General features: G+C 69.7%; 14 protein-coding genes. 8 read left to right on the plus strand and 6 right to left on the minus strand.

From position 1 onward, the window contains the following. Positions 1–32 precede the first annotated feature (32 nt). On the minus strand, positions 33–551 hold the full coding sequence (locus IE168_RS12410) for a pilin (protein WP_189498689.1): 519 nt from the start codon (positions 549–551) through the stop codon (positions 33–35). Positions 552–886: 335 nt separating this feature from the next. On the opposite strand from IE168_RS12410, the gene IE168_RS12415 reads away from it, so the two are divergent. Further along, the gene (locus IE168_RS12415) at positions 887–2,761 is read left to right on the plus strand and encodes a hypothetical protein (RefSeq protein ID WP_189498691.1); all 1,875 of its coding nucleotides are present in this window, start codon (positions 887–889) and stop codon (positions 2,759–2,761) included. Between the two features lie 22 nt (positions 2,762–2,783). Here the strand turns inward: IE168_RS12415 and hepT are convergent, their stop codons facing one another. The 4 genes from hepT to IE168_RS12435 form a co-directional block, all read right to left on the minus strand. Continuing rightward, the gene (gene hepT / locus IE168_RS12420) at positions 2,784–3,209 is read right to left on the minus strand and encodes a type VII toxin-antitoxin system HepT family RNase toxin (protein WP_189498692.1); all 426 of its coding nucleotides are present in this window, start codon (positions 3,207–3,209) and stop codon (positions 2,784–2,786) included. Continuing rightward, the gene (gene mntA / locus IE168_RS12425; RefSeq protein ID WP_189498694.1) at positions 3,197–3,586 is read right to left on the minus strand and encodes a type VII toxin-antitoxin system MntA family adenylyltransferase antitoxin; all 390 of its coding nucleotides are present in this window, start codon (positions 3,584–3,586) and stop codon (positions 3,197–3,199) included. The genes hepT and mntA overlap by 13 nt, the downstream gene beginning before the upstream one ends. Positions 3,587–3,609: 23 nt before the next feature. Next, the gene (locus IE168_RS12430; protein ID WP_189498697.1) at positions 3,610–5,007 is read right to left on the minus strand and encodes a sigma-54-dependent transcriptional regulator; all 1,398 of its coding nucleotides are present in this window, start codon (positions 5,005–5,007) and stop codon (positions 3,610–3,612) included. 170 nt (positions 5,008–5,177) lie between these two features. Next, positions 5,178–6,755 (minus strand): sensor histidine kinase, encoded by a 1,578-nt coding sequence (locus IE168_RS12435; protein ID WP_189498729.1) that lies wholly within the window; start codon positions 6,753–6,755, stop codon positions 5,178–5,180. Between the two features lie 99 nt (positions 6,756–6,854). On the opposite strand from IE168_RS12435, the gene sucC reads away from it, so the two are divergent. The 5 genes from sucC (at position 6,855) to IE168_RS12460 (ending at position 11,454) form a co-directional block, all read left to right on the plus strand. Then, complete coding sequence (gene sucC, locus IE168_RS12440; protein WP_189498699.1) at positions 6,855–8,021, plus strand: ADP-forming succinate--CoA ligase subunit beta; 1,167 nt, start codon at positions 6,855–6,857, stop codon at positions 8,019–8,021. Positions 8,022–8,155: 134 nt separating this feature from the next. After that, positions 8,156–9,034, plus strand: a complete 879-nt coding sequence (gene sucD, locus IE168_RS12445; RefSeq protein WP_189498701.1) for a succinate--CoA ligase subunit alpha — start codon at positions 8,156–8,158, stop codon at positions 9,032–9,034. Positions 9,035–9,204: 170 nt separating this feature from the next. Beyond that, positions 9,205–9,504 (plus strand): type II toxin-antitoxin system CcdA family antitoxin, encoded by a 300-nt coding sequence (locus tag IE168_RS12450; RefSeq protein ID WP_229823507.1) that lies wholly within the window; start codon positions 9,205–9,207, stop codon positions 9,502–9,504. Further along, a complete protein-coding gene (locus IE168_RS12455) occupies positions 9,501–9,815 on the plus strand; it encodes a CcdB family protein (RefSeq protein WP_189498703.1) in 315 nt (104 codons plus the stop codon). Before IE168_RS12450 ends, IE168_RS12455 begins: the two co-directional genes overlap by 4 nt. A 1-nt stretch (position 9,816) precedes the next feature. Then, the gene (locus IE168_RS12460; RefSeq protein WP_189498705.1) at positions 9,817–11,454 is read left to right on the plus strand and encodes an NAD+ synthase; all 1,638 of its coding nucleotides are present in this window, start codon (positions 9,817–9,819) and stop codon (positions 11,452–11,454) included. Between the two features lie 213 nt (positions 11,455–11,667). Here the strand turns inward: IE168_RS12460 and IE168_RS12465 are convergent, their stop codons facing one another. Beyond that, complete coding sequence (locus tag IE168_RS12465; protein ID WP_189498707.1) at positions 11,668–12,522, minus strand: outer membrane protein assembly factor BamD; 855 nt, start codon at positions 12,520–12,522, stop codon at positions 11,668–11,670. A 90-nt stretch (positions 12,523–12,612) separates the two neighbouring features. Here IE168_RS12465 and rluD point away from each other — a divergent pair, with 90 nt between their 5' ends. Beyond that, positions 12,613–13,638, plus strand: a complete 1,026-nt coding sequence (gene rluD / locus IE168_RS12470; RefSeq protein WP_189498709.1) for a 23S rRNA pseudouridine(1911/1915/1917) synthase RluD — start codon at positions 12,613–12,615, stop codon at positions 13,636–13,638. A gap of 50 nt (positions 13,639–13,688) precedes the next feature. Further along, the gene (pgeF, locus tag IE168_RS12475) at positions 13,689–14,513 is read left to right on the plus strand and encodes a peptidoglycan editing factor PgeF (RefSeq protein WP_189498733.1); all 825 of its coding nucleotides are present in this window, start codon (positions 13,689–13,691) and stop codon (positions 14,511–14,513) included. The last annotated feature ends 108 nt before the right edge of the window (positions 14,514–14,621 follow it).

Genomic DNA, 14,621 nt, shown 5'->3' on the forward strand with positions numbered 1-14,621 from the left:
CACGCATGCCAGCTGGAATCAGCTCCGCTGGATCAGCGGCACTCGGACGGAGCGTACTTGGCGGGCAGCGTGCCATTCCCTGCGACCACAAGGCCGCGGGAGGTGGCAGTGGTGTTGGTCGCCGAAGCGCAAGCCCAGTCAATCGCGCCCGTCGCGCCCGCAGCAAGAGCCGCGCCCTGCACGTTCGGCGTGAAGATCAGCGTCTTGTCGGCTGCATCTGTCGGCAGACCCGCCTGCGTAGCGGTCTCAAGAGTAACGGTGATGGCGCCGTTCGAGTCGTCGATCACGATGTTGTCGACGATCTTGCTCTCCTTCTCGGTCTGTGCGCGGCCGTTGTATTCGGTCGCAGCGGCGGTTACGCCGGCGAGGCCGTCGCTCTGGAACGCTTCAGACACGAGGCTCTTCGGCGAAGAAGCGGCAACCACCGCCTCAGAGACCTTGGCGCGGACGGTGTAGTCCTGATACGCCGGCAGCGCAATCGCCGCCAGGATGGCGATGATCGCAACCACGATCATCAGTTCGATAAGGGTAAAGCCCTGCTGCTTCTTCATGTGTATCCCCTAGGAGTGGAGTGAATTTCACGTGCTGCGAAGCCGGCTTGGGTTCCGGACCCGCTTGTTGCCGTGCGACGTCGCACGTGCAGGGGAAGTGTATGCAGATTACGTGCCAATTGTGGTTTCTGGACGCTGGATGAACGGATGTGCAACGCGATTCACGATACCGTTGCCGCTGGCGGGAAGTTGCAGACAAAGCTGGGCGCAATTTGACGCGCAAAGTGACAATAATTGTCACCATTGACGCACGTTTTGCGACGGTGGTGGCAGGTTCGGTCTGGCGCCGCTGCGCGTCATGACGCGCTCTGCGCGGCAGGAGACTGCGCCGCAGGGTGACGACTTGGCCCGGGAGGGAGTGGGCAACGCCGGCGTCGTGTCGTCTTTCGCTCAATCCGGCGGCGGCTCCGGCGGCCGGCAGTGGCAGCACGCCGGCGTCCGGCGTGGTGTCGGCCATCAACATCCATCGCGACCTCAGCCTGACCGGCAGCATCACGGTGAAGGGCGGCGAGAGCGCGGTGTTCAACCTCGATGGCAACGCGACCCTGGACTCGGCGTCGATCACCGGCATCGACACCCTGCGCACCACCGGCGACGCCACCATCGGCAGCAACATCCACGTGCGCAATATCCACTCCAACGGCAACGTGGTGCTGCGCGGCAGCGCCAGCGGGACGCAGGTGCGGGCGCGCGGGAACGTGACGGTGTCCGGTGGCTCCAGCCCGGTGGCGATCCGGGCCAATGGCCGGGTGAGCTTCAGCGGCGGCAGCGGCGACCTGGTGGAGTCGAAGACCGGCGTGACGGTGACCGGGGGCGGGGTCAACATCAGCTCGGTGCGCTCGGAAGGGCCGGTGAACTGGACCGGGAAGGGCGGCGGCGCCAACCGGGTGCATGCCAACGGGCCGGTGGAGTATTCGGGTGGCAACCGCGGCACGTCGCTGCGCACGCGGGGGGCGCTGTCGCTGCCGGCCGGCGAGGTCGACGAGGCGGTGGCGAACGGGCGCGTGCGCCACGCCGCCTACGGCACGGTGGGCGCGATCACGGCCATGGGCGACGTGGAGATGTCCAAGGCGGGCGCCGGTCGGGTGCGCACGCAGGGCACGACGCGCATCACCGGTTACGGCGGAGTCGGCGGCCTGGAAGGGCAGGGCGATCTGGACGTGTCGGGATGGGTCGCGGTGAGCGGCACCATCGGCGGGCAGATCCGTGGCAACGGCCGCAACAGCGTGGTGGACTCGGTGAAGGTGGTGCCCGGCTACACGGTACCGATCACGCCGGTCGAGCAGGTGGTGGTGGACGAGGTGCCCGAGGTGGTGATGCCGTCGGCACGCGTGGATGCGTGGCCGCTGCGCGAGCTGGCGAACTATGTGTTCGAAGTGGTGGACGGCAGGCGCCAGGTGACCGTGGCCAGCGTGTCCGGGATCCCGGACGGCCGCTACGTGCTCGCCATTCGCCTGGACAACAACCGGCGCTACCCCGACTGGCTGTGCCGTCCCGGCGACGTCAAAGGCGAGGTGTGCACGGCGCCGGTGGCCACGATCTGCCAGGGCCACTCGGCGCAGAACGGCTGCGTGGCCGGCAGCGGCCGCAACTGGGAACTCAACGGCAAGAGCCTGGCGCGCGGGGTCGCCTGGTTCGACGGCGACCTGGTGTTGGGCAACGGCGTGTACGTGAACACCTTCATCGCCACCGGCAACATCCGTACCAGTGGCAGCCATCGCACCCTGTCGCCCAACTACGCCGGTTACGAGGTCTCCTGCGCCGACGCGACTCCGTCGGGCGGCTCGGCCGCGCCGGACTTCAAGGATCTGGTGCCGCGCAACCTGTGCGACACCGATGCGCGGGCGATGACGGGCGCGCCGCTGGGCAACATCGCCTACCTGGCCGGTGGCCATGCACCGGGTGGCGGCGGCTTCAGCGGCGGCGACATCAGCCTGGGCGCGTCCACGCGGGCCGATGGCTCGGTGCTGGCCGGCAACGTGCTCACCACCGGCGGCAATACCACCGTCAGCGGTGCGATCGTGTCCGCAGCGCAGGGTGGGGGCAGCAATGTGGCGATGGGCGGCAGTACGACGCTGGACCTGACCGGTGGCTCGGACGCTTACGAGCCGGGGCAAATTCCGTGCGGACTGGTGGACTGCGAGGACACGTCGCCTGGCAGTGATCCGACGGCGCGGCGCACCCGGGTTCTCTGGACGCGTTACCTGTAGCCATACTGGCGGCCCGCTGGGCTCAGGCGGACGGGACGTCCAGCCTTGACACCACGGCCCGCGCGAACTGCTCGAAATCCACCAGGCGTTCGGTCGCGATGGCGAACACGATGTGCCAATCGATGATGTCGTAGGCATGCACGGCGATGTTGCGAAACCCTACGGCCTTCTTCATCCGCAGTGACAGGTCGTTGTCCAGGATCCCGGCCTGCGCCAGCCGGTCGAAAGCCGCACCCATGTTCTCGGGTGGCGGCAGGGACAGGTCGGAAAGCAGGTGCGCGGCAAGGTCCACGCAGACCTGGACGGCGCGGCTGAGGTTGAGCACCAGCACGTCCTGGAGGTCGATGTCGGCTTCCAGGGTTTCCACGTCCGGCGGGCGTCGGCTGGCGATGCGTGCCAGGCAGCGCTGAAGGGAGTCGAGCTTGCGTTCGACGATCAGCCGATCCATGCCTGTCTCCGCTCGCGCAGCATGCGGTCGACGTAGGGCTGGAAGTCCGCGGTGTCGAACAGATGGCGGCGGATCAGCTCGGCGTGGTCGGAGCTGGTGCCAAGGATGCGTTGGCCGTGCCTCAGGATCTGGGCAAGCAGCGGGCCGCTTGCGGTCTTCAGGTCGATCAGGTCCACCGGCCGGCCGGTGGCGGCGGCGAAGGCCTCGATGAGCCGGGCTTTCTCCCGGGCATCGAGCGGGTGGTCCGCTTCCACTGCGATATCCAGGTCGCTGCCCGGATGCGCGCGACCCGACGCCACCGAGCCGAACACGAGGGCTTGCCGGATGTGCGGGTGCTTCTCGAGGACTTCGCGAAGTCGGGGCGGCGCCGTGGACATGGCGACATCGTACTCTTTGAAGCTCAGTCGATCCCGAGCTTCTTCAGCTTGTACCGCAGCGCCCTGAAGGTGATCCCCAGCGCCGCCGCCGCCTTGGTCTTGTTGTATTTGCTCTCCTGCAGCGCCTGCTGGATCGCGGCGCGCTCGATCTCCTCGATGTACGAGGGCAGGGCGCTGGAGGCGGTCTCGCGCGGGTTGAGGCTGGCCGGGTTGGCGGCGGCGCCGGGTGTCGCACCCGGCATCGGCACGGCGCGCGCGGGGCTGGTGATGACGCTGCCGCCGGGAAGCCGCAGGTCGGCGGCGGTGATGGTGTCGCCGTCGGCCATCGCCATCGCGCGCTCGAGGATGTTCTCCAGTTCGCGCACGTTGCCCGGGAAGGCGTAGGCGTCCAGCGCGGCGAGGGCGTCCGGACCCAGCCTGGGCGTGGCGCGGTGCATCGCCTGCGCCAGCCGGGCGAAGATCGCGTCCGACAGGATCGGCAGGTCCCCATCGCGCTCCCGCAGCGCCGGCACGTGCAGCTCGATCACGTTGATGCGGTAATACAGGTCGTGGCGGAAGCTGCCGCCATTGACCAGCGCGCCCAGGTCCTTGTGGGTCGCGGACAGGATGCGCACGTCCACGTCGATCTCGTTCTGCGCGCCCACCGGGCGCACCTTCTTCTCCTGGATCGCGCGCAGCAGCTTGACCTGCATCGCCAGCGGCAGCTCGGCGACTTCGTCCAGGAACAGGGTGCCGCCGTCGGCGCTCTGGAACAGGCCGGGCTTGTCGGCGTGGGCGCCGGTGAAGCTGCCCTTCTTGTGGCCGAAGAATTCGCTCTCCATCAGTTCGTTCGGGATGGCGCCGCAGTTCACCGGCACGAAGGGGCCGTTGGCGCGCGAGCCCTGGGCGTGGATGGTGCGGGCCACCAGTTCCTTGCCGGTGCCGGATTCGCCGCTGATGTGCACGGGCGCCTGGCTGCGGGAGACCTTGGCGATGGTGTCGCGCAGGGACACCATCGCCGGCGAGCCGCCGAGCAGGCGACCGGCATCGTCGGGGCGGGCCTGGCGGTGGGTGTTGAGCTCCAGCGCCTGGCGCACCAGGCCGCGCAGCACGTTGATGTCCACCGGCTTGGAGACGAAGTCGAAGGCGCCGGCCTTCAGGGCTTCGACCGCGGCTTCGACGTTGCCGTAGGCGGTGATCATCGCCACGGGGGTCTCGGGGAAGCGGGTGGTGATGTCGCTGACCAGCTCGAGGCCGGAGCCGTCGGGCAGGCGCATGTCGGTCAGGCACAGGTCGTACTTGTTGCCCGCCAGCATCTGCCGGGCGGTGCCCAGGCTGGAGGCGGTGTCGGTGCGCAGGCCCATGCGGCCGAGGGTCAGGACCAGGAGCTCGCGGATGTCGTGCTCGTCGTCGACGATGAGGGCGCTGCGGGCTTCGGTCATGGCAGAAAGGGCTGGCTTCCGGTCCGGGTGACCAATTTTGGCACTTTTCACGAGACTGTGACGAGTGTCAAAGGCCGACGGGTGCCGGACCGTCCCCTGTAGGAGCAGCTACAGCTGCGATCGCCCTGGCCATGGCCCCTCGCAATCGCAGCTATAGCTGCTCCTACAGGTCACCCCAGCATGACGGAGCCGCCGCGCAGGGTGATGCGGAAGCAGGCGCCGCCGCCCGGGACGGAGACGTATTCCAGCCGGCCGTCGTTGGCGCGGCAGAGCTCGTGGGCGATGTAGAGCCCCAGGCCGGTGCCCTGCTCGGAGGTGGTGAAGAACGGCCGGAACAGCTGGTGGCTCACGGCGTCCGGGATGCCGGGGCCGCGGTCGGTGATCTCGATCACCGGGCGGCCGTCCAGCACGTCGACGTGGATCGTGATCCGCGCCGGCTCGCCCGGCTGGTGGCCGTGGCGCACGGCGTTGTTGGCCAGCGAGGTCAGGACCTGGTGCAAGTGGCGCGGGTCGACCATGGCCGGCACTTCCGGCAGCTGGCCGCCCTGGCGGATGCTCGCGTTCTCCTCCGGGCAGGTCTGGCGGTAGTCGGCGATGAAGGCCCGCACCAGGCCGACCAGGTCGACCTGTTCGGGCTGGGCGCGCTCGCGCCGTGCCAGGCCCAGCACGCTCTCGACGATGGCGTTGGTGCGCATGCACTGCTGGTGGACGATCTGCAGCAGGCGGCGGTCGCTGTCGCCGATGTCGCGCGATTCCTCCAGCAGCTGGGTGGCGTAGCTGATCGCGGCCAGCGGGTTGCGGATCTCGTGGGCGAGACTGGCGGAGAACCGGCCCATGGCGGCCAGGGTCAGGGACTCGGCGCGGCGGGAGACCAGGGCGGTGTCGTCGAGGAAGATCAGGGTGGTGTCGTCGGTCGCCAGCAGGCGGGTGAAGCGCGGCAGCACTTCGTTCCCGTCGTCGCCGATGGTGAGTGCGGTGTCGTCGGCCTGGCCGCTGCGGCGCCATTCGGCCACGCGCATGGCCAGCGCCGGGGAGATCTGAGGCAGGGTGCGCGGGGTGGCCTCGGGGTCGGGGCCGGCTTCGCCCAGCAGGATGCGCGCGGCCTCGTTGGCCATGCGGATGCGGCCGGCGCCGTCGACCATCAGCACGCCCACGCGCATGCGGCGGATGATCAGTTCGTTGACCTCGGCCAGGTTTGCGGCCTCGGCGCCGCGCCGGTGCGCGAGGTCGCGGCTTTCGCGCATGTCGCGGCCGAGCAGGTTGGTCAGCGTGGCCATGGCCAGGTAGCTGACCGAAAACATCAGCACCTCGGCCAGCGGGCGCTCGCGCAGCGTGTTGCCATCGGCCAGCACCAGGACGTACTGGGCCACCAGCGCGCCCGAGGCCAGCGCGGCCGCGGCCAGGCCCAGGTGCAGCGGCAGCAGCAGGGCGGCGGCGCCGATGTTGAACAGCAGCATCATCGCGATGCCGGGCCCGGCGAAGGGCAGGGCGTGGGTGGCCAGGGTGGCCACGATGATGTCGATGAGGACGCCCACCACGACGTGCGAGGCCAGCGGCACCGATCTGCGCCCCGACAGCAGCAGCAGCACCGCCGCGGCGACCAGGTAGGTGGCGGCCACGGCGGTGGCCAGCGCAGGGTCGCGGGCCTCGCCGCCGAACGCGCCCTTCAGCGGGCCGAACACCGCCAGCGCGAGCATCGCGGCCTCGAGCGTCCGGTACAGGGCCAGCAGGTACAGCTCGCGCCGCATGGCGCGATCGGGGGTGTCTGGGGGCACGGGCGGGCTCCGGGGGCGTCGGGGCACTATAATGGCTGGCGCTGTGTCCCACTTTCCCACGACGGACCCCACATGAACTTCCACGAGTACCAGGCGAAGCAGCTCTTCGCCGATTACGGCATTGCAGTTCCCGCCGGGCGCGTTGCCCGCACCCCCGAAGAGGCGGTCGACGCCGCCAAGGCCATCGGTGGCGACTTCTGGGTGGTCAAGGCCCAGATCCACGCCGGCGGCCGCGGCAAGGCCGGCGGCGTGAAGCTGTGCCGCTCGCTCGACGACGTGCGCGAGCACGCCAAGGGCATGCTCGGCAAGAAGATGGCGACCTACCAGACCGCCGGCATCGAGCTGCCGATCGACTCGGTGCTGGTGACCCAGGCCACCGACATCGACAAGGAGCTGTACCTGTCGGTGCTGGTCGACCGTTCCACGCAGTCGATCACCTTCATCGCCTCCAGCGAAGGCGGCATGGACATCGAGCAGGTGGCCGCCGAGACGCCGGAGAAGATCCAGTCGCTCAACGTCAACTTCATCCAGGGCCTGCAGCCCTACCAGTGCCGCGACATCGGCTTCGCGCTGGGCCTGACCGGCAAGCAGGTCAACCAGCTGACGAAGATCATGATGGGCCTGTACAAGCTGTTCAACGAGAAGGACCTGGCGCTGGTCGAGCTGAACCCGCTGGCCATCCTCACCGACGGCAACCTGGCCGTGCTCGACGGCAAGGTCGACTCCGACGACAACGCCGCGTTCCGCCACCCGGAGCTGGTCGCGATGCGCGACATCCGCCAGGAGGACGAGACCGAGGTCAAGGCCAGCCAGCACGACCTGAACTACGTGACCATGGACGGCAATATCGGCTGCATGGTCAACGGCGCGGGCCTGGCGATGGCGACGATGGACGTGATCCAGCTGGAAGGCGGCTCGCCGGCCAACTTCCTCGACGTCGGCGGCGGCGCCACCAAGGAGCGCGTGACCGAGGCGTTCAAGCTGATCCTCTCGTCCGATGACGTGAAGGCGATCTTCGTCAACATCTTCGGCGGCATCGTGCGCTGCGACATGATCGCGGAGGGCATCATCGCAGCGGTGAAGGAAGTGGACGTCAAGGTGCCGGTGGTGGTGCGCCTCGAGGGCACCAACGTGGACGCGGGCAAGGAGCTGTTGAAGAACTCCGGCCTGGCGATCACCCCCGCCGACAACATCAACGACGGTGCCCGCAAGGCTGTCGAAGCGGCCAAGGCCGCCTGAGCCCCCACACACCCCCTATCTTCCCTGTAGGAGCAGCTACAGCTGCGACCCGCAGGTCGCCCAGGTCCAGGCAGGTCGCAGCTGTAGCTGCTCCTGCAGGGCCAGGGCGGTGAAAGAGACCATCGAGGAATCCAATGAGCGTTCTCGTCAACAAAGACACCAAGGTGATCGTGCAGGGCTTCACCGGCCAGCAGGGCACCTTCCACGCCGAGCAGATGCTGGAGTACGGCACCAAGGTCGTCGGCGGCGTCACCCCGGGCAAGGGCGGCACCGAGCACCTGGGCCTGCCGGTCTTCAACACCGTGGCCGATGCCGTCAGCGGGACCGGCGCCAACGCGTCGGTGATCTACGTGCCGCCGCCGTTCGCGGCCGACGCGATCCTGGAAGCGGCCGAGGCCGGCATCCAGGTCATCGTATGCATCACCGAGGGCATCCCGGTGCTCGACATGCTGCGCGTCAAGAAGACCCTGGTGCACACCTATCCGGAGACCGTGCTGGTGGGCCCGAACTGCCCCGGCATCATCACCCCGGGCGAGTGCAAGATCGGCATCATGCCGGGCCACATCCACAAGCCGGGCAAGGTCGCGATCGTGTCGCGCTCGGGCACGCTGACCTATGAAGCCGTCAAGCAGACCACCGACGCCGGCCTCGGCCAGTCGACGGTGATCGGCATCGGCGGCGACCCGATCAACGGCCTGAACTTCATCGACTGCCTGAAGCTGTTCCAGGACGACGAGCAGACCGAGGGCATCATCATGGTCGGCGAGATCGGCGGTTCGGCCGAGGAGGAAGCGGCCGAGTTCATCGCCGAGTACGTGACCAAGCCGGTGGTGGGCTTCATCGCCGGTGCGAGCGCCCCGAAGGGCAAGCGCATGGGCCACGCCGGCGCGATCGCTTCGGGCGGATCGGGTACGGCCGAAGGCAAGTTCGCCGCGATGGAGAAGGCCGGCGTCACCACCGTCCGTTCGCCGGGCGACCTGGGTGCCGCGATCGCCAAGCGCCTGGCTGGCTGACCACCGCCCTCCTCCTGTACCGGCCCCTTCTGTAGGAGCAGCTATGGCTGCGACCTGCAGCGTCCGGTCGCAGCTATAGCTGCTCCTACAGGACATGCGTGACAGGGAAGGCCGCCTCCGGGCGGCCTTTTCCGTGGACGGCATGTTTGACAGGGTGATGCATGATGCGCATGATCAATGCGCACTCCATGGAGGACGCCGCAATGCGCATCCGCGACGAGTACGCCGCCTACGGCAAGCGCGCCACCAACGTCAGCATCAACGAGGGCCTGCTGGAGGCCGCGCGGGCGCTCGACATCAACCTGTCCGCCACCCTGGAGAAGGCGCTCGACGCCGAGGTGCGGGCGCGCAGGCGCGAGAAGTGGCTGGAGGACAACCGCGAGGCGATCGCGGCGTACAACGAGCGCATCGAGCGTGACGGCATGCTGAGCGACCACGTGCGTGCCTTCCTGTCCAGGACGGCTGAATGAGCCAGTTCGTCGCCTACGCCAACGCAGATGTTGTCTCCAGGAAGCGGATTCCGTATCTGTTGGACGTGCAGAGTGATCTGATCGAGACCGCGGGATCGCGTGTGGTCGTGCCGCTGGTGGCGATCGAGCGCGTCGGCGGGGTGATCGAGCGCCTGATGCCGCGGTTGCTGGTGGATGAAGAGCAGCTGGTGATGGATACGGCGCAGATCATGGGCGTGCCGGTGAGCATGCTGGGGAGGCAGGTCGCCGACCTGTCCCACGAAAGGTCTGCCATCCTTGCCGCCCTCGACATGCTGACGCATGGAATCTGACATGACCGAATCGCTTCGCATCGCCCTGGCCCAGTTCGACTTCCCGGTGGGTGATGTCGCCGGCAACACGAAGCGCATCGCGGCGATGATCGGCGAGGCGCGCGACGAGTACGGCGCCGACATCGTGGTGTTCCCCGAGCTCGCGATCAGCGGCTATCCGCCCGAGGACCTGCTGATGCGGCCGCAGTTCCTGGCCGACTGCGAGCAGGCGCTGCGCACCATCGCAGACGCCGCCACCGGCATCGTCGCCATCGTCGGCTGGCCGGAGTCGGCCGGCAGCGTGCTCTACAACTCCGCCAGCGTGCTGCGCGACGGGCGCATCGAGCGCACCTACCGCAAGCGCGAGCTGCCCAACTACAACGTCTTCGACGAGCGCCGCTACTTCCACGTCGATCCCGACGGCGGCAGCTGCGTGTTCGAGGTCAAGGGCGTGCCGGTGGGCCTGCTGGTCTGCGAGGACCTGTGGTTCGCCGAGCCGATCGCCGACACCGTCGCGCAGGGCGCGCAGCTGGTGCTGGTGCCCAATGCCTCGCCCTTCGAGCGCGGCAAGCACGCGCAGCGCGACGCGATGATCGCCGCGCACACGCGCGACACCGGCGCGGCGCTGGCCTATCTCAACGTGGTGGGCGGGCAGGACGCGCTGGTGTTCGACGGCGCGTCGGTGGTCGCCGACGGCGACGGCACGGTGCATCCGGCCGCGGCGGCCTTCACCGACCAGTGGCTGGTGGTGGACTACGACGCGGCCAGCCGCGCGTTCACGCCGGTCGTCTGGATGGACGACGGCGACGAGAGCATGGACGCCCTGGCCTGGCGCGCGGTGGTGCGCGGAATCCGCGACTACTTCGGCAAGAACGGCTTCCGGCGCGCCTGGCTGGGCCTGTCGGGCGGCATCGACTCGTCCATCGTGCTGGCGATGGCGGTCGAGGCACTGGGTGCGGAGAACGTCACCGCCGTGCGCATGCCGTCCCGCTACACCGCCAACCTCAGCAACGACCTGGCCGCCGAACAGTGCCGCGCGCTGGGCGTGGAGATGCTGACGGTGCCGGTCGAGCCGGCGTTCGAAGGCCTGCTCGGCAGCCTGGGCGAGGCCTTCGAAGGCCGCGAGGTCGACGTGACCGAGGAGAACCTGCAGTCGCGCGCGCGCGGGGTGATCCTGATGGCGCTGTCGAACAAGCTCGGCGGCCTGGTGTTGACCACCGGCAACAAGAGCGAGTACGCGGTGGGCTACGCCACGATCTATGGCGACATGTGCGGTGCCTACGCGCCGATCAAGGACCTGTACAAGACCGAGGTCTACGGGCTGTCGAAGTGGCGCAACACCGTGGGCGGGGCGCCGGTGATCCCGCCGGCGGTGATCGCGCGGCCGCCGTCGGCGGAGCTGCGCGCCAACCAGCTCGACCAGGATTCGCTGCCGCCCTACGACGTGCTGGATGCGATCCTGCTGCGCTTCGTCGACCAGGAGCAGTCGGCTGAAGAGGTCCGCGCCGCGGGCTTCGACGCCGCCGTCGTCGACCGCGTGGTGAAGCTGGTGCGCAACAGCGAATGGAAGCGCCAGCAGTCGGCGCCCGGCCCCAAGATCTCCCGCCGCGCCTTCGGCCGCGAGCGCCGCTATCCCATCACCAACCGCTATCCCCACTGAGCGGCCACGCTGTGGGAGCGGCTATAGCCGCGACCGCAGGACTCGTAGCCCCCCTGTAGGAGCAGCTACAGCTGCGACCAGCTCCTGGTGCCGGGTTCGGGTCGCAGCTGGTGGTCGCGGCTATAGCCGCTCCTGCAGGGCTCGTAGATCCCGCGCCTACAGGACTCGTCGATCTCCCCGCAGCTTCTCCTGCGGACTGCTTCCGCGGTGCGGCTACTGGATCGCGGTCTTCTCGGGCGCGAACGGGTTCAGCTTGCGGATAGTCCACGGGTAGTCCGGCCATTCGCCCGTGAGGTAAGGATGGTCGGGCTCGTTGAGCTGGAGCACGCGGCGGGCGTCGGCGGCCAGGGTCTCGTTGCCGAGTTCGGTGTAGGCGGCGGCGAGCACGGCGACGGCGTCGTTCTGGTACTCGCTCTGCGGGTAGGTCTCGAGCAGGTAGCGCGCGCGCTCGGTGGCGCCCACCCAGGCCTCGCGGCGCATGTAGTACAGCGCGGTCTCGATCTCGTGGCGGGCGAACATGTTGCGCAGCGCGATCATGCGGTTGGCGGCGTCGGCGGCGTAGCGGCTGTTGGGGTAGCGCTCGGTCACGGTGCGCAGGTCGTTGTAGCCCTGCATCGGCGTGGCCAGGTCGCGGCGGCTGGCGTCGAGGTTCCAGGCGCGCTGCAGGAACACCGTGTCGCGGCTCGAGTTCACCAGGCCGCGCAGGTAGTACATGTAGGGCACGTGGCGGTGCGTGGGGTAGGTGCGGATGAAGCGGTCGATGGTCGACACCGCATCGTCGTGGCGGCCCATCTTGTACTGGGCGTAGGCGGTTTCCATCAGCGCCTGCTCGGTGTGCGTGCCGTACGGGTACTGCGCCACCAGGCGGCGGTAGACGGTGGTGGCGCCGCTCCAGTTGCCCTTGCGCATCAGCGCGTGGCCACGGTCGTACAGCTCCTCGACGGCCACGCCCTCGTTGGCATCCTCGTCCTTGAACGCGCCCTTCATCCGCGCGCAGCCAGAGGTCGCGAGTGCCGCCAGCAGCACGAGCAGCAGGGCGCGGCGGAACAGGGTGGGGCTTCGGGTCATGGTGCGTCCGGGACGGGGATGGCGTGGAGCGGGGATAATAGCAGCCAGCCCCGCGCGGCCAGCGGCCTCGCCTGAACCGGACCCAGCCCCATGACCGACGACCACGACACCGACGCCAGCGACGCGACGGACGCCGCCCCCGACGCCCCCCGTTCGGCCCGGGTGCCGGACGCCCTGGCCGGGCGCCGCTTCGACGCCGTGCTGGCGGAGCTGTTTCCCGAATACTCGCGATCGCGGCTGTCGGCCTGGGTGAAATCCGGCGACGTGCTGCTGGACGGCGCCACCGTGCGCCCGCGCGAAGCCGTGCGCGGCGGGCAGGAGGTGGTGCTCACCGCCACCCTGGAACCCCAGGTCAGCGCCGGCCCCGAGGACATCCCGCTGTCGGTGCTGTACGAGGACGCCGAGGTCCTGGTGATCGACAAGCCCGCGGGCCTGGTCGTGCACCCGGGCGCCGGCAACCACACCGGGACCCTGGTCAACGCCCTGCTGTTCCGCGATCCGGCCATTGCCGCGGTGCCGCGCGCCGGCATCGTGCACCGCCTCGACAAGGACACCTCGGGCGTGATGGTCGTCGCCCGCACCCTGCAGGCGCAGGCCGCGCTGGTGGCCCAGCTGTCCGCGCGCGAGGTGCACCGGCAGTACCTGGCCGTGGTGGTGGGCGCGCTGGTGTCCGGCGGCACGGTGGCCGCGCCGATCGACCGCCATCCGCGCGACCGCCTGCGCATGGCCGTGCGCGATGACGGCCGCGAGGCCACGACCCACTACCGCCTGCAGGAACGCTTCCGCGCGCATACCGCGCTCGAGTGCCGGCTGGAAACCGGGCGCACGCACCAGATCCGCGTGCACATGGCGCACCTGAAGCATCCGATCGTCGGCGACCCGCTGTATGGCGGGCCGCTGAAGCTGCCGCGCGGCGCGTCCGACGAGCTGGCCGCGGCGCTGCGCGGCTTCAAGCGCCAGGCGCTGCATGCGCAGGTGCTGGAGTTCGCGCACCCGGCGACCGGCGAACCGGTGCGCTGCGAGGCGCCGCTGCCCGAAGACCTGCAGGCGCTGCTGCGCGAGCTGCGCACCGACGCCGCCGCGCACGCGGTCACTGGCACCGGGGCGCGGCGATGAGCACGGACGGCGCCGGGCCCGGGCCGACCGGCCGCGCCAATGCGGGCGCGATGGCCGACGGTGGCGGTGCGGGTGCGGGTGCGATGCGCCGGGCCTGGCTCGAGGCGGACTGGCCGGCGCCGCCCGGCGTGCACGCGCTGGCGACCCTGCGCCATGGCGCAGGTGCCTCGATGCTGCCCTTCGCCCGCTTCAACCTCGGCAACGCGCGCGGAGAGGCCGGCGACGACCCGATCGTCGTGGCCGCCAACCGCGCCGAGTTCACGCTGCGCGCCGGGCTGCCTTCGGCGCCGCACTGGCTGCGCCAGGTCCACGGCACCGGCGTGCTGCGCGTCGACGAAGCGCTGCCCGAAGGCGACGCCACCACCGAGCGCCGGCGCATGGCCGCCGAGCCCGAGGCCGACGCCGCGGTGACGACGGTCCGCGGCGCGGTGCTCGCCGTGCTGACCGCCGACTGCCTTCCGGTGGTGTTCGCCGCGCGCGACGGCAGCGCAATCGGCGTGGCCCATGCGGGCTGGCGCGGGCTGGCCGCGGGCGTGCTCGAGGCGACCGTCGCCGCGATGCCCGTGCCGGCGGACGGGCTGCTCGCCTGGCTGGGCCCGGCGGCAGGGCCGGAGGCCTACGAGATCGGCGCTGAGGTCCGCGAGGCCTTCGTGGGTCCGGATCCGGGAGCGGCGGCGGCCTTCGTGGCCACCCGCCCGGGGCACTGGCGCATGGACCTGTACGCGCTGGCGCGGCGCCGATTGCGCGCCGCCGGGCTCGCGGACGCCGACATCCACGGCGGTGGCCTGTGCACGATCTCGGACCCGAAGCGCTTCTTCTCGCACCGGCGCGACGGCCGCAGCGGCCGCCTCGCCACGGTGGCCTGGCTGGCGTGACGCTGGCCGTCGCCGACATCTGACACTGTAGGAGCAACTGTCTTTTGATCAGGCGGGGGTTGGCTGCCACTGCCCGCCATCCCTGAGCATGGCGTTGATCTGCCCAAG

Origin of the sequence: Luteimonas padinae (genome assembly GCF_014652935.1) — a bacterium.
GTDB classification, from domain to species: domain Bacteria; phylum Pseudomonadota; class Gammaproteobacteria; order Xanthomonadales; family Xanthomonadaceae; genus Luteimonas; species Luteimonas padinae.